Here is a 21,880-nt window from a genome sequence, read left to right on the forward strand (position 1 = left end):
AAAACTAACTATTTTTATAATGTTCAACAATTTAAATTACAACGATGATACAATCCCTACACCTCCAAAAAATTCGTAATGCGGCCTTAGTCGCACTGGTCGGTCTTTTCGTAGTTTCATGCGGTTCTTACCAACAGGCATCTTATTATGATAACGATGGTATTTACGGGTCTGACGAAAACCGTGTTTCTGTTGATAGAGCTCCTAGAAAAGCACCTCAGGCAAAGCAGAAACAAGGGAGTAACACGTATGCAGACTATTTTGGACAAAAAGCGGATGAAATTTCAGAAAGTGAGATTTTTACGGATGTTGATTCCTATTCAAGCGCTGTAGAAAATGATAGTATCACAGAGGGAGATTTAACCGAGTACTACACTTCTGAGAATGATTATGCCGGAAATGCAGGATGGGGAGATAACCCGACCAGCGTTAGTATAAACATTTATGATAATGGATGGAACAACTGGGGCTGGGGTGGTGCTGGATTCGGATGGGGATGGAATGACCCTTGGTTATGGAACCGTGGTTTCGGATGGAACAACTGGGGCTGGGGCCGAGGCTTCGGCTGGAATCGTTGGAATAGATGGAACAACTGGGGCTGGGGAGGCTACGGTGGATGGGGCTGGAACAACTGGGGCTACGGAGGTTTTGGTTGGGCAAATGCTTGGTGTCCTCCATTTGGTTACGGTTATGCAAATCAAGGCTTTTATGGAAATAGAGGTTATGCATATAACTCAGGTAGACGCGGATATTACAATGGTAGTAGAGCGCTAACAAGAACGAATTCACGGGTGGCACTTAGCCGAGGTAGATCTAATTTGAATACCTCTAGAAGCGGCACAACATCTAGATATAGAAGTAACAGAACCACGGGAAGATCGAGTATTGGGAGAGGAACTACGGCGCGAAGTACAAGAAGCAACAGGAGTGGTATCGCTTCAAGACGTACTGTTGGGGTAGATAGAAATCGTTCGTATAGAACAAGCAGAAGCACAAGAGCAACACCACGTTATAACAGCTCTTCAAGAAGCACTCAATACAGGAGAAGCACTACGCCACGCAGCAGCGGTTATTCAAGAGGAACAGCCTCTCGAAGTACTTCAAGATATTCAGCACCAAGAACCTCAACCTATAGAAGTTCTGGAAGTAGAACAAGAAGTAGCGGTTCTTATGGCAGAAGCTCTTCACCTCGAAGCAGCGGAGGTAGCTATAGATCGTCTGGTAGAAGCTCAAGTTCTAGAAGTAGCGGAAGTTATAGAAGTTCAGGAAGCAGCTCAAGAAGTTCGGGAAGCTACAGGAGTTCTGGCGGTTCTTCAAGATCATCTTCTTCTGGAAGATCTTCAGGAGGCGGTAGATCGTCAAGCAGAGGTGGGGGAAGACAATAGACTCCAAACATTCAGGAACCAGATTAAAATTAAAAAAATGAAAAGAAACTTAACTTTCATAATACTATTGGTATGTTCACTTGCCAGTGCTCAAAACATTTCTGATGTATTACGGTATAGCTCGGAAAACATTCAAGGAACAGCTCGTTATCAAGGAATGGGAGGTGCATTTGGAGCCCTCGGCGGCGATTTATCGGCATTGAATATCAACCCGGCAGGTTCGGCAATATTTAATAATAACCTGGGTACAGTTTCCGGAACCGTCTACAATCGTGATAATGTTATTACCTATGGAGGAAATGCTACTGCCACTTCACCAAACTATTTGGACATCAATCAGGCAGGCGGCGTTTTAGTATTCAAAAGTACACTACCCACTAGTCCATGGAGCAAAGTAGCTCTAGCTCTTAACTATGATGTTACCGAAAACTTTGACGATAATATCTTTGCTTCGGGTACAACCAATGAAGGTATCGATAATTACTTTTTAAATTTTGCCCAAGGAGTTCCTTTCGGAGATATAACGTTACGGGAAGGCGAATTTATCGAGGAAGCATATTTAGATATAGGAGCGAACTTAGGTTTTGGAGACCAACAGGCTTTCTTAGGATATTTTGGTGGTTTGATTGACCCAGCTCAAATGGAAAACGACAACACAGCATACATTAGCAATGCTGATTATACCACCGTTAATCAAGAGTTTTCGAGAATCACCTCAGGATACAACAGCAAGTTTACCTTGAACCTTGCCTCTCAATATAGAGAGCGATTAAGTATAGGTGCATCTGTAAATTTCCACAGTATTCTTTACAACAGGAACGACCAGTTCACAGAAACAGGATACAATGCTGATTCTGAAATACAGCGAACAACTTTTGACAACAGACTATTTACACAAGGATCGGGGTTTTCTCTTAATGTAGGTGCCATCGCCAAACTAAGTGACTTCCTTCGCATTGGTGGAAGTTACCAATCTCCTACGTGGTATCGATTGGAAGACGAGCTTTCCCAAAGCATTTCTTCTGATTTGGCAGATGACAATATCAACTTCATCAATTTTGATCAAGTAAATATTTTTCCTACTTATAAATTGAGAGTTCCCGGAAAAGTGATGGGTAGTTTGGCTTTGATTTTTGGCAAAAACGGACTCCTAAGTTTTGATTATTCGTTTCAGGACTTCTCGGAAGCCAAGTTAGGCCCGGTAGATGATGTCAATTTTGCATCTGTAAACTCTGATGTTTCAAGAGATTTAGGCACGGTAAATACATTTCGCTTGGGAGGAGAGTATCGAATAGATAGATTTAGCCTTAGAGCCGGTTATCGCTTTGATGAGAGCCCTTATGAAAGCTTAAATACCGTTGGCGATTTGGAATCGATTTCAGGTGGAATTGGATATAATTTTGGTGGTAGTCGTTTGGATTTAGCAATTAACAGAACAGAGCGTGATGTGGCGCAGCGTTTGTTTGATACCGGAATTAATTCTACTGCGTTGGTTAATGGTGTTTCTATGAACGGAACATTAAGTTATACCGTAAATTTTTAGAGAAGAATAGTACACCAGTTTCGACAAAGAAGAAGGCCATTTCACTAGTGAAATGGCCTTCTTCTTTAGGTCTTATCAAATTTTTCTACCGTTTTAAAGTAAAATGGGTCTTCCTTGTTTTCGCTACTATAGCACCATCTTCTTGTTCTCCATATTCGAACCTGAACCAATAATCTGATGAAGGCATAGGTTTGCCATTAAAAGTACCGTCCCAACCTCCCACTGTACCTAGTTGTTTCAATAGTTTCCCATAGCGGTCAAAAACGAATACTACAGGGTCCTCTAAAGTTTCTATACCAAATACGTTCCAGGTTTCGTGCATTCCGTCCCCATTTGGAGTGAAAAACTTCGGATATCCAACAACCAAAAATTCAATGGGTTCGGTCGTTCCACATCCGTTTTTGTCGTTGATGATAACCGTGTTCAATCCTGGCGGAACATCAAGAAAAATAGGATCATCTTGAAACTCACCTCCGTTTATGGCAAATTCATAGCTGCTATCGCCGTCGACAAAAAACTCAATATTATTTTGATCGGGGTCAATGGATAAGTTTGATTCCAAAGTTTCAACCCGATCTAACACAGGTACTCCGTAGAAGGTAATCAATATCCCTCCCACATCCGCAACGGTGGCAGGTGAACCAGAAATTGTTGTTATTTCAGCAAAGTACCTCCCCGAATTTGGACTAGTTACTACATATTCGGCTCCGAAGGGGCCCGTACCAGTAAGCGTATCATCAATTGTACCATCGTCATCATAATCAACAGACCAAGCCACATTCGCAATGTCTGCCCCGGCCGGCGTATTCAAAGCACTTAGGGTAATATCTGGGTCGCCTTCACAGGCAACAATGTCCAATCCTAAGAACTCGTCTCTCAAAGTACAGTCTATTGCCGTATCCTGGTTTGCATCAACCGAACTTCCAGTAAAGGTGAACATAAAAGACTCAGGGTCATCATTAAAGTTGATATTGTAATTATTGATGAGTATATAATAAATTTCACCCGGTTGTACATCCAACCATTCATCATAGGTATTTAAACTTTGCTTTACGAATGGTGCTCCTTCTTCACCGCTTATAGGGTTGACACCAATTCCAGTAAAACCAGTATCATTCACTTCATAATTACAACGTATGGGCTGCGCGGTTCCGTTACTAATATCTCCACAAGCAACATCAGGACCGTATACGGCAAAATCCCATTCTGCGGTTATCGTAGTTCCTGATACTGGTAATGCCTCAATATCAAAACCAACTTGCCCCCCAGTGCCAGCTCTAAAAACAAACCAAGAAGTGTTATTCTCGACATTTGCTGAACTATTACTGCCTTTTTCTAAACAACCAGTTTGAAGAATGACGTCGGGATCAAAATCATCGATATCGCCATTACCATCTACAGCGGGCATTATAGTAACAAGTCCATCCGCACATATGGGAATAGCGGTTCTACAATCAGCTGAATTGGGGCTTTGAGCGTTTGCTGAGGGGGAGAATAAAAACAAACAGCACAGGACACAAAGAAGTGTTCGCATAGATTTAGGGCTAAATAGGATATAATTGTATAAATACTATAACTCCGTGAAGTCCTATTTAGTATGTTTTTACCGACAATTCATGCCGTTAATCGATAAAATGCATCTACAAATTAAATATCTAGCGTTTTAAGGAGAAGTGATTGTTGATATATTTAGCCTCGGTAATTTGCCCATTGGTGTCCTTATAAGTAAGCTTAAACCAATAATCTGAAGAAGGCAAAGGTTTTCCCGCAAAAGTACCATCCCAACCTTGACTATTACCTGTTAATTGCGCCAAAAGTTTTCCGTATCGATCATAAATAGATACTAACGGGTTTTCCAAATTCCCAACACCTGCTATCTGCCAATAGTCATGCATACTATCACCATTGGGAGTGAAAAACTTAGGAAATCCCACAACTACGATTTGTTCCGTTACAGATCCACAACCCCTAATATCATTCACGGTTAGGGTATGGGTTCCAGCCAAAACATCATTAAAAATTGGAGAAGATTGGAATGAACCGTTATCCATTTGATATTCCCAATCACCTTCTTCCTCCGTGAAAACAGTCACCGTATTCTCTTCTTCTAAATCTTCAATTTCAATATCTGAAATCACAGGCGGATTGGAGACTATAACGGTTACCTCTTTAGAATTTGAACAGCTGACACCATTCTGAGTATTGGTCACAGTAATCTCGTATATACCTGCTTGCGCAACATCAATACTAGATGACAATTCACCTGAGTCCCAACTATAACTATGAAAAGGCCTTGTAACAGATGAACCGATAGTAACACTTGATGCACCATCGCATAGAAAAACCTCTGAAGGAAAATCCAAGACAGGGGTTTCTAAACGAATCAGTTGAAACTGTTGAGAAGCATCATAGCAATCTGGATTTTGTACGGAAGTAACACGAACATAAATCGTCTTTGTGGCCGATGGAATAGTAAATAACTTAGGAATTACATTAGTACCACTATTGGCATCAGCCAATGTATTGTGATAACTTACTACAAAATCATCCGAGCTTTGACTTCCTAAAGCTGCTATGTCTTTTACTGATAAATCAAAAGTGGTATCTTCAGAGCAGGCAGCCTCATCAGTTAGCGGAAATGCATTAGGCATTGTTGAATAACCAACATGAACGTCACTGATGATATTATTACCAGCAGGACGTACCACTTCTACGCGATAAGTTGCTGAACTAGAAACAACCAGCACGGAGGAATTCTCACCAACAATCGGTTCAAAACCTGCACCTATATCGGTAAACCAGTTATAAGTTACGGCATCGGATGTTGTAGCATTCAAAGTAACATTTGTTCCTTCGCAGGCTGAAATCGGTGGTCCTAAAAGATTGCTTACAATAGAGCAATCAAGCGCATCAAAAGGGTTGGTAACAAATATATTTCCTGAAAACTGAATGGAAAAACCAGAATTGCTATTACTGAAATTATTGATTAGGAGATAATAATCTTCACCAGGAGCAACTTCAATCCAATCTTCATATTGAATATTGCTAGCATTACCTGTGGGATCTTCACCGATACCTAAAAAGGAGTCTTGATCTTGATTATCAAAAAAGTTACATCGAATTGGTTCACCCAAAGTACTACAATCACCAGCTTTGTATAGAGCAAAATCCCAATCTTCAGAAGTGTCGATTCCAATATTAAAACCCAACTGACCTGTGGCACCCGTTCGAAAACGATACCAAGCAGAATTCGATTCTATGGCGTTTGTGATAGTTTCTTCCAAACAGCCACTCTTCGCAGCGCCGTTAAAGTCGTCAACGCCGAAACCATTAGTTCCACCATTAACCGGAGTATCATTACAAATAGGAATAGCATTGCCACAATCAGGAGAAACCTGAGCGGAGAGGGTAAAAATCCCAAAAAACAGTAATGCGCTAAAAAGTACACAAATACGCTTCATAAGTAGGTCTAAAATTAGGGACACCCTAAAGATAATCTGCAATACTCCTTAACACTAATTTATGTTGTGTAATGCCCGAAATAGAATATAAAGTGCCATATTATGTATATCTTTGCTGTTCGTTAAAGTCATATTAAATGAAAATTGACAGCACTTTGAAAGAGCATTTTGAGGAGATGGGAGACGGTCATGTTTCTTCCTCTGAGGACACCCCTTTACGAGATGATGCATTTGTATTGAACGAAGAGGAAAAGATTGAAAGAATTAAGGAAAATGTTAGGGAGATTATGTTGACTCTTGGCCTTGATCTTGATGATGATAGTTTAAAAGGAACTCCTAATCGCGTTGCAAAAATGTTCGTTAATGAGATTTTTGGAGGATTAGACCCCGAAAAAAAACCGAATTCTTCAACTTTTGAAAATAAATACAAGTACAATGAAATGTTGGTGGAGAAAAACATTACGTTATATTCTACCTGTGAACATCACTTACTTCCAATTGTTGGGAAAGCACATATTGCATATATTTCAAATGGAACTGTTGTTGGACTTTCAAAAATGAACCGTATCGTTGACTATTTTGCTAAACGACCTCAGGTTCAAGAGCGCCTGAATATTCAGATTGTGCGAGAATTGCAAAAAGTATTGGGCACAGAAGATGTTGCCTGCGTTATCGATGCAAAACACCTTTGCGTAAATTCTAGAGGAATTCGTGATATAGATAGTAGCACAGTTACTGCGGAATACGGTGGAAAATTCAAAGAAGAACCTGTACGCCGTGAATTTTTAGATTATCTTAATTTAGACACCAATTTCTAACCCTTTGCTCCAATAATGCAATTGTACCAGAATCAACAACTTAAAGTTTATAATTCCCTTTCAGGCAAAAAAGAAATTTTCCAACCTTTAAACGAAGGTCACATCGGAATGTACGTGTGTGGCCCTACGGTTTACAGCAATGTACATTTAGGCAACTGCAGAACTTTCATGTCTTTTGATATGATATTTCGGTATTTCAAACACTTAGGTTATAAGGTCCGATACGTCAGAAACATAACGGATGCTGGGCATTTGGTGGATGACGCTGAAGATGGTGAAGATAAAATTGCCAAAAAAGCGCGTTTGGAGCAGTTAGAGCCAATGGAGGTTGTACAACGCTACACCGTGGATTTTCATAACATTCTTCAAAAATTTAACTTTCTACCTCCGAGCATAGAACCTACGGCGACTGGGCATATTATCGAGCAAATAGAAATCATAAAAGATATTCTGGAAAAAGGATATGCTTATGAAAGGAATGGCTCGGTCTATTTTGACGTCATCAAGTTCAATGAAACAAATGAATACGGAAAGTTAAGCGGACGTAAGTTGGAAGACATGATTGCCAATACGCGTGTACTCGCTGCTCAAGATGAAAAGAAAAGTCCACAAGATTTTGCACTTTGGAAAAAAGCGGAGCCAGAACATATTATGCGCTGGCCTTCCCCCTGGGGTGATGGTTTCCCGGGATGGCATCTTGAGTGTACCGCAATGAGCACAAAATATCTTGGAGAAACTTTTGACATTCATGGTGGAGGAATGGATTTGAAATTTCCACATCACGAATGTGAAATCGCTCAAGCGGAAGCAAGTAATGGTCATTCTCCTGTTCGCTATTGGTTGCATGCTAATATGCTTACCATGAATGGTAAGAAAATGGCGAAATCTACAGGCAATAATATCCTCCCTGGGGAAATATTTACCGGAGATAATAAAATACTTAGCAAAGCCTTTATGCCATCTGTCGTTCGCTTCTTCATGATGCAGGCACATTACACAAGTATACTAGATTTGAGTAATGATGCACTTTTAGCATCTGAAAAAGGATACAATCGTCTGATGGATGCTTTGAAAAACCTTGATGGCTTAGAAACGGGAAAATCCTCCAGTTTCGATGTGCAATTATGGCGACAAGAGTGCTATGATGCAATGAACGATGATTTCAACACTCCTATTTTAATAGCCAAAATGTTTGATGCAGTAAAACACATCAACTTGGTTAAGGAAGGAAATGAAAGTATCACAGTAGAAGACAAATCAAAGTTACAAGTCATCTTAAATGGATTCATATTTGATGTATTAGGACTTGAGAGCAAAACTGATATTGGTACAGATTCTGATAAACTATCAGGAGTTGTGGACTTATTGATTCAGCTTCGAAAAGATGCAAGAGACAATAAAGATTTTGAAACTTCAGATAAGATTAGAGATCAATTGGCTGAAATGGGTATTCAATTGAAAGACGGTAAAGAAGGTACTACTTTTAGTGTTTCTTAATTTATCAAATATCAAACCCCCAATTTCGGCAGATTCCTGCCTTCACGGGAATGACAATTAAAGTAAGTTTTTGATGAAAAAGATACTGATAGCTCCATTTGTTTTTCTTGTGCGTTTCTATCAGCAGGCGATTTCTCCGTATACCCCTGCAACTTGTCGCTACTCCCCGACCTGTTCGCAATATACCCTTGAAGCTCTAAAAAAACATGGTCTTTTTAAAGGTAGCTGGTTGTCTATAAAACGAATTCTTAGCTGTAATCCTTGGGGTGGAAAAGGATATGACCCAGTCCCTTAAAATACACTCAAATACTACTTCTTCGATACGAAGTACTTTATACTAAATACTTATCTTAGTCGCTCAAAATAAATCTACATGTACTTTTTAGGAATTACCTGGAATCCGAATGAAACTCTTTTCAGCCTTGGACCTCTACAAATCAAATACTACAACCTACTTTGGATAGCCACCTTTGCTATTGGTTGGTTTTTGATGAAGCGTATTTTTACCAATGAAAAGAAGACGGTTGATCAACTGGATTCGCTTTTTATTTATATGGTTTTGGCCACAATGTTAGGCGCCCGTTTAGGACATGTATTTTTCTACGATTGGCCTTACTATTCAGATCATTTACTGGAAATACTTCTGCCCATTCGAGAAAGTGCAGAAGGAAGTATTTTAGGTTTTATTGATGGATATGAATTTACAGGTTTTACAGGACTAGCAAGTCATGGTGCTACAATAGGAATCATCCTTGCTGTTTTTCTATATATTAGAAAAAACCCTGAGTTTAAACCACTTTGGATTATGGATCGCTTGGCAATTGTCGCCGCGATTGGAGCATTTTGTGTTCGACTAGGAAATTTTTTCAACTCTGAGATTATTGGCAAGAAAGTTGAGGAATCGTTCATCTTCGCTACTCGTTTTGTCCGAGATAGTATCGGACAAGGTCAAGCCATGTCAATCACCAAGGAAAAAACGGTAAATGCTGCCTATGACGCATTGGTATCAAAACCGGAGTTTTCAGAGTATATTAAAGACATTCCATATAGACATCCAGCTCAACTCTATGAGGGAGTTGGTTATCTTATGCTGTTCTTTCTTCTGTACTATCTTTATTGGAAAACAGATAAGAAGGACAAACCCGGATTTTTGTTTGGAACATTTACGGTGGTACTGTGGGGTATCCGATTTTTAGCTGAGTTCGTCAAAGAACGTCAAAATGAATTGGACGAGTCTTTCACCTTAGCTATCGGTCAAATGTTGAGTATTCCATTTATTCTTATTGGTCTTTACTTTATGTTTCGACCAACTGCTAGTAAGCAGTAATCGGTTGGCAGTTGTCAAATATTTCTTTTGATCAAACTCAAATCTATGAACAATTTAAAGTGTATTGTAATTATCAGTTTGATTGGCATATTGTTTAGTTCTTGCAAAGAAGAACCGAAAAAGGTAATTAAGACCGAGCCTATAACTTTTACGAAGGAAGGTGAATTAACCATTACCAAACAAAAAGTAGATACGCTCATCACCAAACTGGATATCGAGTTTGCCGAATCTGAATACGAGACACAAACAGGATTGATGTACCGAAAAAGTATGGAAGACCATCAGGGAATGCTCTTTGTTTTTCCTGACGAGCAAATGCATTCTTTCTACATGAAGAATACCGAAATTCCGCTTGACATTATTTTCCTCAAATCAGATTTGACTATTGCAAGTTTCCAAGAAAACGCTCAACCCCTGAATGAAACTGGACTCTCCTCACAGGTGCCGATTCAATATGTTCTTGAGGTTAACGCGGGGTTAGCTGAAAAGTGGCTTTTAGAAGTCGGTGATAAAATAGAATACCAAAAAAAATAGCTGTTTTGGTGGAAGTCCAAAAAAAAGAATTGAGCATTCAAACCGCAAATGGGAAACCTATTGCAGTTACAAAATTCTTTTCGAAAAACTCAATTAATCAAGTAATTGTAATTTCCTCAGCGACGGGGGTATTACAGAAGTATTACTCACATTTTGCAGATTTCTGTGCATCAAAAGGAATTGTTGTTTACACTTTTGACTATGGTGGCATTGGCAAATCTATTTCATCCTTGGTGGAATTAAAAAAACACGTCGAAAACCTAACAAGTTGGGGCAAAAATGACCAAGCTGCGGTTGTTGCTTTTGCTAAGGAAGAAAATCTTGATGCAACCCTATCACTTATCACGCATAGTGTTGGAGGACAAATATTTGGATTTAATCCTAATCATCTATTAATTGATAAAGTGATAATGATAGCTTCCCAAAGTGGTTATTGGAAAGATTTCGAAGGATTTCATGGAATAAAAATGTGGTTGTTTTGGTATGTTATAATTCCGACTTTAACTCCCCTATTTGGATATTTTCCCTCAAAAAAGCTTGGTTTGTTTGAAAACCTACCTAAAAATATGGTTTTTGAATGGGCTTCATGGGGAAAGAAAAAAGACTATCTAATGCACTTTAAGAATGAATCGGATTATCTATTCGAAGATATTAGAATACCGATTCTAGCTTGGAGTTTTCCAAAGGATTCATTTGCGCCAAAAAAAACAGTAGATTGGTTGGCGAACCAATATGTAAATTCTCAAGTGACCCGCATACATTATCCTGCTGAAAATCAAAAACAGCCTGGACATTTTGGATTTTTCAAAAGAAGTTTCAAAGAACTTTTATGGGAAAAAAACCTTAACTGGATTCTTACCAATAATCTATTATGAGCAAATATCTTCTTACAGGTCTTGAAACTGAGCGTTTACGCTTCCGTAAATTAGAGCGTACAGATTTTGAAACTTGGCTACCCTTTCACCAAGAGCCCCTAAGTACTGAATTTTGGATAGGACTACCCGAAGACCCAGTGGAAGCCTGTCAACATTGGTTTGATAAAGCTTTTCACCGTTACGATAACGATCTTGGGGGAATGAATGTACTAATACATAAGGAGACCAATGAATTTATCGGGCAATGCGGATTGCTAATCCAAACTGTTGACGGCATCAAAGAACTTGAAGTTGGGTATTCTATGCTTCCTAAATATTGGAGGCAAGGCTATGCCACAGAAGCTGCGCAAAAATGTAAAGCCTTTGCCATTGAAAATAATTTAGCCACATCGCTGATTTCTATTATTAATGTAGATAACATTCCATCGCAGAAAGTAGCCATCAATAATGGCATGCATTTGGACAAGACAACAATTTTTAATGAAAACCCTTCTCATATCTTTAGAATACAATTATAAGTATGAAACATTGGGCCGTTTTCATTACAAATGATTCCAACAAATCAAGATTTGTTCATAGGCTCTTAGCTGGCAACGTTCCTGAGCTTGCCTTCCCAAAAGGTTTTAGAGGGGCTTTGTTATCAAAGTTAGCTCTTGAACGCTTCATGGATGAGGAAGACCGCCACGGCACTAAAATAATCACTCAAGGAACACAACAAGCACTAAGAACCATGTCAAGTGGTGAGCAAAAAAAGGCATTACTCAATCACCTTTTTGAAAATGACCATGATTTTATAGTGCTAGACAACCCATTTGATAATTTGGATACAGGGTCGCAAAAAGAACTTACTAAAACTTTAGAAGAAAAATCCAAACAAACCATATTCATTCAGATAATAAGTCGAAAAGAAGATTTGCTTTCCTTTATCGAGAATTTTGGGAGTCTCAAGAAAGATGAACTATCGATTAACCAGACATTGGAAAAAACATTCACATCTAATGAAGTTCCCCATTATGTTGGAAGTATACCCAATGCGCTGAATCCAATTGAGTTTAATCATGACATACTAATTCAATTAAAAGATGTTACCGTTAAGTTTGGCAATAAGACTGTTTTACAAAAGCTAAACTGGACAATCAAGAAAGGAGAGTTCTGGCAACTGTTTGGTAAAAATGGAAGTGGTAAAACTACCATTCTATCCATGGTAACGGGTGAGAACCCGAAAGGCTATGGTCAAAACTTGTTTCTCTTTGGAAAAAAGAAAGGTAGTGGGGAAAGTATTTGGGACGTAAAAAAAAACATCGGCTATTTCACTCCTGCCATGACCGATAAATTTAAGGGCTATCATACCATCGAAAATATGTTAGTTTCAGGTTTGAATGATTCTATTGGACTCTATCTAAAACCAACAGAGTCGCAATTAAGATTGGCTAAAAAATGGCTAAAACTAATCAACTTATGGGAGGAGAAAGACACTCTTTTTCATGATTTATCTGCGGGTCAAAAACGGTTGGTTATGACTACGCGGGCAATGATTAAACGCCCATTGTTACTCATCTTGGATGAACCTACAGCTGGTCTGGACGATGCTTCTGCAAAACTATTGGTCGATTTGGTAAACAAAATTTCGAGAGAAAGTGACACGGCGACTATATTCGTTTCCCACAGAAAAGAACCAGGGCTAGATCCTGATTTCATTTATGAGCTGCAGATGCAAGAAAATGGATCAACTGGTCGAGTAATCTCTTCCCTTTAACATTACCTATCCAAAATACTACGAACAAAAAAAGAGCCACACCAAAGTGCAGCTCTCTTCGAGAAATAAAATTTGAGTTAGTTATTTCTTTTCTTCTTGTCCAGTTTTGACGCTCTTCTTTAAGCTATCGAACATTACCGGTGTTGCGATAAACAATGATGAATAAGTACCGACAATAATACCTATAATCATCGCAAACATAAACCCTCGAAGTGAATCACCACCAAAAACAAAGATGGCCAATAATACCACCAAAGTAGTAAGCGAAGTATTCAAGGTTCTACTTAATGTACTGTTCAAAGCTAAATTTACGTTCTCACCTGAACGCCATCCTTTCTCTCCGATAATCTCACGTATTCGGTCAAATACTACCACCGTATCATTCAGGGAGTATCCAATAACGGTTAGGATTGCCGCAATAAAAGCTTGGTCGATTTCCATGTTAAAAGGCATAATAGTCCCGAAAATAGAAAAGATACCCAATACAATTAGAACGTCGTGGAATACGGCGGTAACAGCTCCCAAAGAAAACTGCCATTTACGGAATCGTAGCAATATGTAGAGGAATACCACCGCAAGTGACCCTATAATTGCTAAGAATGCATTCTTCTTAATATCATCCGCAATTGTGGGTCCCACTTTCATGGACTTCATTATGCCTATGGCATCATCACCACTACCGATTATAAAATCTGCTTTGCTGGTTTCCGAAGGTAAATATTTCTGTAAGGAAGTATATAGTTTATCATTGATTTCCTCATCAACCTCTATTCCCTCAACATCTACTTTATATGGGGTTGTAATTTTAATCTGATTCGCTTCCCCGAAAGTTTTTACGTTAGTTCCACTTCCAAAGACATCGTTCAACTCTGATGCAATCTCAGAAGGATTTACAGATTTCTCAAAACGTACTTGATACGATCGTCCACCAACGAAATCTACACCTTGCTGAAGACCCTGAGTGAATAGTGAGAACAATCCAACACCTACCAAAATAGCAGAAAGCACATAGGCAATTTTTCGTTTCCCTAAGAAATTGATATTTATGTTCTGGAATAAGTTTTTGGTAAGGGCAGTAGAAAAATCCAGTGTTCTTCCCTTTCCAGAAATGTACCAATCTACCAACAGTCTTGTAATAAAAATTGCTGTAAACAATGAGGTAGCAATACCAATTAATAATGTAGTCGCGAAACCTTTAATGGGTCCTGAACCAAATACCAAAAGTATTAAGGCCGTAAGTCCTGTTGTGATATTCGCATCAAGAATTGACGAAAGCGCGTTGCTGAAACCATCGGCAACAGCTTGGCCTTTTCCTTTTCCTTTTTTCAATTCTTCTTTAATCCTTTCAAAAATAAGTACGTTGGCGTCCACTGACATACCTATTGTCAATACAATACCAGCTATCCCTGGAAGGGTCAATACAGCCTCAATATTGGTTAGAACTCCGAAGATTAATAGAATGTTAAAAAGCAAAGCGATATCTGCAAAAAGTCCTGCTTTACCATAGTAGAAAACCATCCAAACCAAGACAATTATCATGGCAATAATAAAAGACATTAAACCGCTATCTATCGCTTCTTGCCCTAGAGAAGGACCTACAATTTCGGATTGAATGATTTCCGCCGTTGCCGGTAATTTACCAGCACGTAGCACATTCGCAATATCTTTTGTTTCGGTAACTGTAAAGGTTCCTGAAATTTCGGTGTTTCCACCAGAAATACCTCCTACAACCGAACAACCAGGAGCTGTGTACACCTTATCATCTAGTACAACTGCTATACCCGTATCATTCAAATTCGCATCACTCGTAAGTTCTTGCCAGTCTTTTGCACCCTTTGAATTCATGTTCATGGTTACAACGGGCTTGCCATCCATACCGAAATCTCCGCGTGCATCGCTTATAACATCTCCACTCATTCTTGGGATGCCATCTCTATTTGATTGTAAAGCAAATAAATTTAAAATCTCTTCATCTTCGGTAGCCGCGCGCTCCCAAGCAAACTTTGTAAACTGAATGTCATTAGGCAACAAACGAAGTACTTCCGGCATTCTCAAATACGAATTAATAGTAGCCGTATCCTTGATAGCGGCACTAAAAACTGCATAAGTTCCCCCTTTTGGAGGACCCAAAATATCGAGCAATGGGTTTACTTGTTGCGTTAAGTCCAAAGAATCTGAAGTTACATCCGATAAAAGAGAATCCAATTCAGATTCTGGTTTTACCTCTTCCTCTACTGGTTTAATATCAACAATGCTCTTTAATTTTTCATTGGCCTGAATAATGAATTGGCTAAAGCTTGGATTATTTGGCCTATGTGTTTCCCAAAACTGTAATTCGGCAGTTTCAGAAATAAGCTTCTTTACTCTATCTACATCCTTTGCTCCGGGCATTTCTATAAGTACTCTACCAGAAGTACCTAATCTTTGAATATTTGGTTGTGTAACCCCAAAGCCATCAATACGCTCACGGAGAACTTCAAATGCAGAAACTACGGCTTCATCTATCTTGGTAAGAAGAATGGGCTTAACTTCTGAATCGGTCATTTGAAAGTTAATTTGCTCGCTCAAACCTTTGTTCGCAAAAATCTCAGGTGAAGCTAATTTTGTATCGCCTTTGATTTTGTCAAAAGCTTCAAAAAACAAATCTAAATAGGTGTCATCACTATTTTTAGATAGTTCATCCGCGTCAGCCAAAGCCTTGTTGAAGACAACATTCTTTGAGTTATCGGCCAGTCCCCTAAGGATATCTTTGATTGAAATCTGCAAGATAACGTTGATACCTCCTTCTAAATCAAGCCCTTTTATGAGCTCACTCTTTTTAGCATCGTTGTAGGTAGTAAACCCCCATTGCTTATTTTGTCCAATCGAATCTAAATATTTAGCTACTAGTTGGTTTTGCTTGTCAAGAGTTTCCGAGTCATTGGCACTGGGCACTTGTTTAACGGCGTATGCCTTAGCATCATCTTCTACCTTGTTTGTTATAAATGTGAAGGATAGTTGATAGATACTCACTAACCCAAACAAGAAAGCAAAAAGTTTTATAAGTCCTTTATTCTGCATTTTATTGTTTATTTAAGTTTACTCTGTTCCGTAGCTATTCTGCTATGGATATCTTTAGGTAATAATTGATATTGGTGTTGTTCTTTAAACCTAGCAATTAGCACCAGTGTTTAAATTCTTTAGTGGTTTGTTTCTAAGGAAATAATCTTAGGGAAGTTCTTTGTTCTGTACATTAACGGGAAAATACGCTGGCAAGAACGTTAGCTACTTCCATAAGTAAAGGGTCCTGCCCTAACCTCGGGAATAGAACGTGAAGTATTATCTATAGCAATTGCTATACTTCGATTTATTTTGTAGGCTACCTTTACAATCGCACCTTGTTCAAGTGTTATTAAATCATTGAACTTTACGACCGGAGGATTTGAAAACCGCTGATAATCTTGTTTTAATTCAAAAGCAAGCTTTCCGTTTAAACCAAATCCATCGTTAGTTTGTTGCTGAAGATCTGAAACTACGATGTTACAAGTTTCAGGTAGTTTATCCTTGGGAAAATCAACAGGTAATTGATCTACATCTCCATAAATTAATGATAATTCAATATCTTGAGAAAGAAGTTCTCCAATACTGCGAGCGTCAATAACGCTATAATAATGAATACTTAAATGCGACCCATCATTTTTAATAATTTCAATATCGGTAATACCAAGAGCCTGTAACTTTTTGGTAACCGTCGACAAGGCATCATCATGAGCAGCTACTGAGGTAATTTCCGCGTCAGTAAATTGCAATACAATTTGCTGATTTGCAACTTTAGCTGGCTCTTGATTGAACCCTATTAAGGCAAGAAGAATAATTAGGGTACCGATGTACCATGTTGTATTCATGCGGCAAATATAAAAATAAAGATAGGACTAGGTAGCATATTTTCTTACAATATACATTTCCGAAACTGGTAGTCTAAAATAGAAAGCCTTCATAGTTAAACTACAAAGGCAATTTATATAGCTGTATTCAACTATAAACTATATTTCTAAAAGACCGTTCGTTTTAGTCACTCCTTCAGCACTTTCCTGCATTTTGGCCTTTTCAGCATCACTTAAAGGAACATCAACAATTTTCTCGATTCCGTTTTTTCCTAATATTACGGGAACTCCAATACAGATGTCATTTAAACCATATTCACCTTCTAAATAGGTAGAACAAGGAAACATCTTCTTTTGGTCACAGGCAATGGCTTGAACTAGTGCTGACACAGCTGCACCAGGAGCGTACCAAGCACTTGTTCCGAGTAAGCCCGTTAATGTTGCACCACCAACTTTCGTATCTGCGGCAACCTGCTCTAAACGTTCTGTCGATAAAAATTCTGACACACGAATACTGTTTCTCGTTGCATGAGAAGTAAGTGGTACCATTCCTTTATCACTATGTCCACCGATTACCATTCCGTCAATATCTGAAATTGGAGCTTCCATGGCTTCTGCTAAACGATATTTGAAACGTGCGCTATCCAAAGCACCGCCCATTCCTATAATCTTGTTCTTAGGAAGGTTTGTCGTTTTATGCACCAAATAAGTCATCGTATCCATTGGGTTACTAACAACAATCAAGGTTACATTTGGAGAATGCTCTATTAGACTTGAAGAAACTGTTTTTACAATTCCTGCATTAATTCCAATTAATTCCTCACGTGTCATTCCAGGTTTTCTAGGAATTCCTGATGTAATAACCGCGATATCGCTTCCAGCTGTTTTAGAATAATCGCCGGTCGTACCGGTAATTTTTGTGTCAAATCCGTTTAATGAAGCGGTCTGCATTAAATCCATAGCTTTTCCTTCGGCATATCCTTCTTTGATATCTACCAAAACTACTTCTGATGCAAAATCTTTAATGGCTATGTATTCTGCGCAACTTGCACCCACAGCGCCTGCTCCTACTACGGTAACTTTCATATGTATTTATTTTTAAGAATTTATTTTAAGTCTGGCAAAAATACAAATTCCGAAAGGAAAAATCTCGACGAAATGCACTTAAATATCGGTATCATAGTGTTTTAAAACATCGATGAAATACCACTGTTGTTAAAAAAAATTACACTTCAACGAAGAAAAACGGAATATGTTACCATACATCGAATTTTAGCAATACCTAATCGAATCATTACGTTCTACACACGAAAACCCCGAATCAAACCCACGTGATGAAAAAGTTATTTTCATTTTTTGCAATTATTGGAATAATTCTCGCCAGCAATTGTTCGAGAATTCCTGAGAATAATGACCCTGTAATTGGTATTTGGTCAAAAGTTGAAGTGAAATCCACTAGTCAAACTCAGAAAAGCACAAACAGACAAGAATGGATATTCAATGATGCTTACTTGGGAAGATTTCATAATTACAACAATGGAAAAATTGATGTATTGACAGATTTTAAATGGGAAGAAGAAGATGGTGTTTATACGATTTCATATCCGGGTATAGAGAACAAACTGAACGATGTGGTTACCATGATTAAATCAGAAGATGGGGAGATACTCAAAGCTACGGACGGTAAAACATTAGCCATACGCGAATAAAAACTTACAACTTAACCTACTAAAAAACCCTGCTTGATATCAAGCAGGGTTTTTATTTTTAATGGCATATCTTTTTATTACACATCAATATTGGCATAAACAGCATTCTTCTCAATAAACTCCCTTCTTGGAGGAACTTCATCACCCATTAGCATAGAGAAAATGCGATCTGCTTCAGTAGCATTGTCAATCGTAATTTGACGCAAAGTTCTAAAATCAGGATTCATAGTCGTATCCCAAAGTTGTTCTGCATTCATTTCACCAAGACCTTTATAACGCTGAATGCTTACACCGCCGCTATAGCTATTTGCGATTTCATCACGCTCTTCATCATTCCATGCATAACGCTTTTTCTGACCTTTTTTCACTAAGTATAAAGGTGGGGTTGCAATATATACATGTCCCATCTCAATCAATTCTCGCATATATCTAAAAAAGAAGGTCAAAATCAAGGTTTCAATGTGACTACCATCAACATCGGCATCACACATAATTACTACTTTGTGGTAACGCAATTTGTCAAGGTTCAATGCTTTACTATCATCTTCAGTTCCAATGGTTACCCCTAACGCCGTATAGATATTCTTAATCTCCTCGTTATCAAAAACTCTGTGTGGCATCGCCTTTTCAACATTCAAAATCTTACCTCGAAGTGGAAGAATCGCTTGGAAGTTTCTATCGCGACCTTGTTTGGCCGTGCCACCTGCGGAATCTCCCTCAACTAGAAATACTTCGCAGTTTACGGGATCTTGGTCAGAGCAATCTGATAATTTTCCAGGCAAACCACCAATACTCATTACGGTCTTACGTTGCACCATTTCACGAGCCTTAGTTGCTGCATGTCTAGCTTGTGCGGCAAGAATTACCTTTTGCACGATTACCTTGGCATCATCAGGATTCTCCTCCAAATAATTCGTCAACATTTCGGAAACAGATTGGCTAACTGCGGAAGAGACCTCACGGTTACCTAATTTGGTTTTGGTCTGACCCTCAAATTGTGGTTCAGCAACCTTAACCGATATGATTGCAGTAAGGCCTTCTCGAAAATCATCTCCCTGAACATCAAACTTCAATTTATCCAACATCCCTGAAGTATCTGCGTACTTCTTTAGTGTTCCTGTAAGTCCACGTCGGAAACCTGATAAATGTGTTCCTCCTTCATGAGTATTGATATTATTTACGTAGGAATGTAAATTCTCCGTATACGAAGTATTATACACCATGGCAACCTCTACAGGAATACCATTCTTCTCCCCTTCCATCGAAATAACATTCTGAATCAACTGTTCACGATTACCGTCCAGGAATTTCACAAACTCCTTAAGTCCTTGGTCAGAATAAAAGGTCTCGGTTAAATAACCCGACTCACTTTCCTTGTCTTTTTGGCGTTTATCAGTAATACTAATGGTAACGCCCTTATTCAAGTACGAAAGTTCACGCATTCTATTAGAAAGCGTCTCGTAACTATACTCTATCGTCTGAGTAAATATGGTCGTATCAGGTAAAAAAGTTACTTCAGTACCCCTTTCTGTTGTTTCTCCGATACTTTTTACAGGATACTGTGCCTTACCACGAGAATATTCCTGCTCCCAAATTTTACCATCTTTAAATACCGTGGCTCTTAAATGTTCAGATAAGGCGTTCACACAAGAAACACCAACACCATGCAAACCACCGGAAACTTTATAACTATCTTTATCAAACTTACCACCAGCTCCAATCTTGGTCATTACTACTTCTAAGGCAGAAACTCCTTCCTTTTTGTGCATCCCTACCGGAATACCTCTACCATTATCTCGTGTGGTAATCGAATTATCTTCATTTATCGTGACATCAATTTTATCACAGTGGCCGCCCATAGCCTCATCTATGGAGTTATCGACAACTTCATATACCAAATGATGCAGTCCTCTTACCCCAACATCACCAATATACATAGACGGACGCATACGTACATGCTCCATACCCTCAAGGGCCTGAATACTGTCTGCCGAATATGCCTTCATGGGGGTATTCTCTTTTTGAGTTTCCTCCAGAGGTTTTTTGTTCTCTTCAGACTCGTTTTTTGCTTCTTCGCTCATAAATAAATTAGGTTGTATTTAATTCAAGTTTTGCAATCTTACAAATATACGGAATACCCTATGGAATATAGTGTTTTGCTGAATTTGAAAGAGTGAAGTTATTAACAATTATTGTGGACAAACGAGGTTGCTTTTTCCGGTATTCCCTAAATATAACATTGAAGAATAGTTATTGTCTTAATTTGGTAGAAAAACCTCCAAAATATCTTTATTTTTAGGACCGAGTTTTAATCATTTTTCTTCGGTAACACTCCGTCAGAATGATTCCAATCAAAAGGATGACCATCTGCATGACCAAGCCGACATTTTCTGTTTGTTCATGTAGAATTGGTGTTATTTCAGTATCATACGCTAGGTTCCAAATGGCATGTCTATCATCTTTTTGGCCGAATAATGCTAAAACGACATTAATGGCCATATGTATTCCTGTCGGTAAAGCCAACCCCTTAGACCAAACAGCAGCAATTCCATAAATTAAAGCCCATATTCCTGGGCCAAGCAACTGATTAAAAAAGGTTAATCCTGTAAAATCATGATACCATGCAAAAAGGAGCGCAAGTAGAATTTGAGCAGGCCATAGTCCCACGTTCTCATTGATTTTTATAAATGCATAACCTCTAAAAATAATTTCTTCCATTAGGGCTAAAGGAAAAAATGCAAGGAGCCACAAAACAGCTGACAATATATTGGGATTCGTCTTCTGCCTAAATTGTAGGTTGGAAAAGTTTACTAAAAGGAAGAGCATAAAGCCGGTTATCACAATACCGATTAAAAATCCATAGGCAAATCGAATTGGTGTTTTTCTTTCCCAAAAGTATCCGATATCCTTAAATGTTTTTTTATCCTTCCTTAGGACCAAAAAAGTCATAAATAAAGCAATGCCAGTTACCATTACCCCCCCGAGTTCGTATTTATCTGGCAGCCCAATTGAGACAGCGCTTAAAAGAAACAATATACCCATGAAACTTATAGGCAATATTAGTGCAGACGTTGTCTGTATGAATTGATTTTTCATATGGAGCAAAGATTTA

The 21,880-nt window shown here is 38.6% G+C and carries 18 protein-coding genes; 11 read left to right on the plus strand and 7 right to left on the minus strand.

The window, feature by feature from the left end; genetic code table 11:
• Positions 1 to 44 precede the first annotated feature (44 nt).
• Both FEE95_RS00530 and FEE95_RS00535 read left to right on the plus strand, forming a co-directional pair.
• Entirely contained in the window at positions 45 to 1,385 is a 1,341-nt protein-coding gene (locus FEE95_RS00530) for a hypothetical protein (protein ID WP_138655879.1), read from the plus strand.
• Between the two features lie 37 nt (positions 1,386 to 1,422).
• Entirely contained in the window at positions 1,423 to 2,928 is a 1,506-nt protein-coding gene (locus FEE95_RS00535; RefSeq protein WP_138657524.1) for an OmpP1/FadL family transporter, read from the plus strand.
• A gap of 85 nt (positions 2,929 to 3,013) precedes the next feature.
• Here FEE95_RS00535 and FEE95_RS00540 read toward each other — a convergent pair whose 3' ends face one another.
• Both FEE95_RS00540 and FEE95_RS00545 read right to left on the minus strand, forming a co-directional pair.
• Complete coding sequence (locus tag FEE95_RS00540) at positions 3,014 to 4,462, minus strand: T9SS type B sorting domain-containing protein (RefSeq protein WP_138655880.1); 1,449 nt, start codon at positions 4,460 to 4,462, stop codon at positions 3,014 to 3,016.
• 121 nt (positions 4,463 to 4,583) lie between these two features.
• The gene (locus FEE95_RS00545; RefSeq protein ID WP_138655881.1) at positions 4,584 to 6,389 is read right to left on the minus strand and encodes a T9SS type B sorting domain-containing protein; all 1,806 of its coding nucleotides are present in this window, start codon (positions 6,387 to 6,389) and stop codon (positions 4,584 to 4,586) included.
• Between the two features lie 137 nt (positions 6,390 to 6,526).
• Here FEE95_RS00545 and folE point away from each other — a divergent pair, with 137 nt between their 5' ends.
• The 8 genes from folE (at position 6,527) to FEE95_RS00585 (ending at position 13,196) form a co-directional block, all read left to right on the plus strand.
• A complete protein-coding gene (folE, locus tag FEE95_RS00550; protein WP_138655882.1) occupies positions 6,527 to 7,207 on the plus strand; it encodes a GTP cyclohydrolase I FolE in 681 nt (226 codons plus the stop codon).
• A gap of 15 nt (positions 7,208 to 7,222) precedes the next feature.
• Complete coding sequence (gene cysS / locus FEE95_RS00555; RefSeq protein ID WP_138655883.1) at positions 7,223 to 8,704, plus strand: cysteine--tRNA ligase; 1,482 nt, start codon at positions 7,223 to 7,225, stop codon at positions 8,702 to 8,704.
• Between the two features lie 70 nt (positions 8,705 to 8,774).
• Entirely contained in the window at positions 8,775 to 8,999 is a 225-nt protein-coding gene (yidD, locus tag FEE95_RS00560; RefSeq protein WP_171036948.1) for a membrane protein insertion efficiency factor YidD, read from the plus strand.
• A 78-nt stretch (positions 9,000 to 9,077) separates the two neighbouring features.
• A complete protein-coding gene (gene lgt / locus FEE95_RS00565) occupies positions 9,078 to 10,031 on the plus strand; it encodes a prolipoprotein diacylglyceryl transferase (protein WP_138655885.1) in 954 nt (317 codons plus the stop codon).
• A gap of 45 nt (positions 10,032 to 10,076) precedes the next feature.
• Positions 10,077 to 10,565 carry a DUF192 domain-containing protein gene (locus FEE95_RS00570; RefSeq protein ID WP_138655886.1) on the plus strand — a complete coding sequence of 163 codons (489 nt, stop codon included), beginning with the start codon at positions 10,077 to 10,079 and terminating at the stop codon, positions 10,563 to 10,565.
• Between the two features lie 8 nt (positions 10,566 to 10,573).
• Entirely contained in the window at positions 10,574 to 11,440 is an 867-nt protein-coding gene (locus FEE95_RS00575; protein ID WP_171036949.1) for an alpha/beta hydrolase family protein, read from the plus strand.
• Entirely contained in the window at positions 11,437 to 11,958 is a 522-nt protein-coding gene (locus FEE95_RS00580; RefSeq protein ID WP_138655888.1) for a GNAT family N-acetyltransferase, read from the plus strand. Before FEE95_RS00575 ends, FEE95_RS00580 begins: the two co-directional genes overlap by 4 nt.
• Before the next feature lie 2 nt (positions 11,959 to 11,960).
• Positions 11,961 to 13,196 (plus strand): ATP-binding cassette domain-containing protein, encoded by a 1,236-nt coding sequence (locus FEE95_RS00585; RefSeq protein WP_238474478.1) that lies wholly within the window; start codon positions 11,961 to 11,963, stop codon positions 13,194 to 13,196.
• A gap of 81 nt (positions 13,197 to 13,277) precedes the next feature.
• Here FEE95_RS00585 and secDF read toward each other — a convergent pair whose 3' ends face one another.
• From secDF to FEE95_RS00600, 3 genes are all read right to left on the minus strand, one after another.
• Positions 13,278 to 16,256, minus strand: a complete 2,979-nt coding sequence (gene secDF, locus FEE95_RS00590) for a protein translocase subunit SecDF (protein WP_138655890.1) — start codon at positions 16,254 to 16,256, stop codon at positions 13,278 to 13,280.
• 200 nt (positions 16,257 to 16,456) lie between these two features.
• The gene (locus FEE95_RS00595) at positions 16,457 to 17,080 is read right to left on the minus strand and encodes a hypothetical protein (protein WP_138655891.1); all 624 of its coding nucleotides are present in this window, start codon (positions 17,078 to 17,080) and stop codon (positions 16,457 to 16,459) included.
• Between the two features lie 138 nt (positions 17,081 to 17,218).
• Positions 17,219 to 18,145, minus strand: coding sequence for a malate dehydrogenase (locus FEE95_RS00600; RefSeq protein ID WP_138655892.1), 927 nt, complete (start codon positions 18,143 to 18,145; stop codon positions 17,219 to 17,221).
• A gap of 248 nt (positions 18,146 to 18,393) precedes the next feature.
• On the opposite strand from FEE95_RS00600, the gene FEE95_RS00605 reads away from it, so the two are divergent.
• Positions 18,394 to 18,768: a hypothetical protein gene (locus FEE95_RS00605; RefSeq protein ID WP_138655893.1), complete on the plus strand. Its 375-nt coding sequence runs from the start codon at positions 18,394 to 18,396 to the stop codon at positions 18,766 to 18,768.
• A 77-nt stretch (positions 18,769 to 18,845) separates the two neighbouring features.
• Here the strand turns inward: FEE95_RS00605 and gyrB are convergent, their stop codons facing one another.
• Positions 18,846 to 20,774 (minus strand): DNA topoisomerase (ATP-hydrolyzing) subunit B, encoded by a 1,929-nt coding sequence (gene gyrB, locus FEE95_RS00610; protein WP_138657525.1) that lies wholly within the window; start codon positions 20,772 to 20,774, stop codon positions 18,846 to 18,848.
• 289 nt (positions 20,775 to 21,063) lie between these two features.
• Positions 21,064 to 21,864: a CPBP family intramembrane glutamic endopeptidase gene (locus FEE95_RS00615; protein WP_138655894.1), complete on the minus strand. Its 801-nt coding sequence runs from the start codon at positions 21,862 to 21,864 to the stop codon at positions 21,064 to 21,066.
• Positions 21,865 to 21,880: the final 16 nt, after the last annotated feature.

It is taken from the genome of Maribacter algarum (ex Zhang et al. 2020), from assembly GCF_005885635.1.
Classification (GTDB): Bacteria; Bacteroidota; Bacteroidia; order Flavobacteriales; family Flavobacteriaceae; genus Maribacter_C; species Maribacter_C algarum.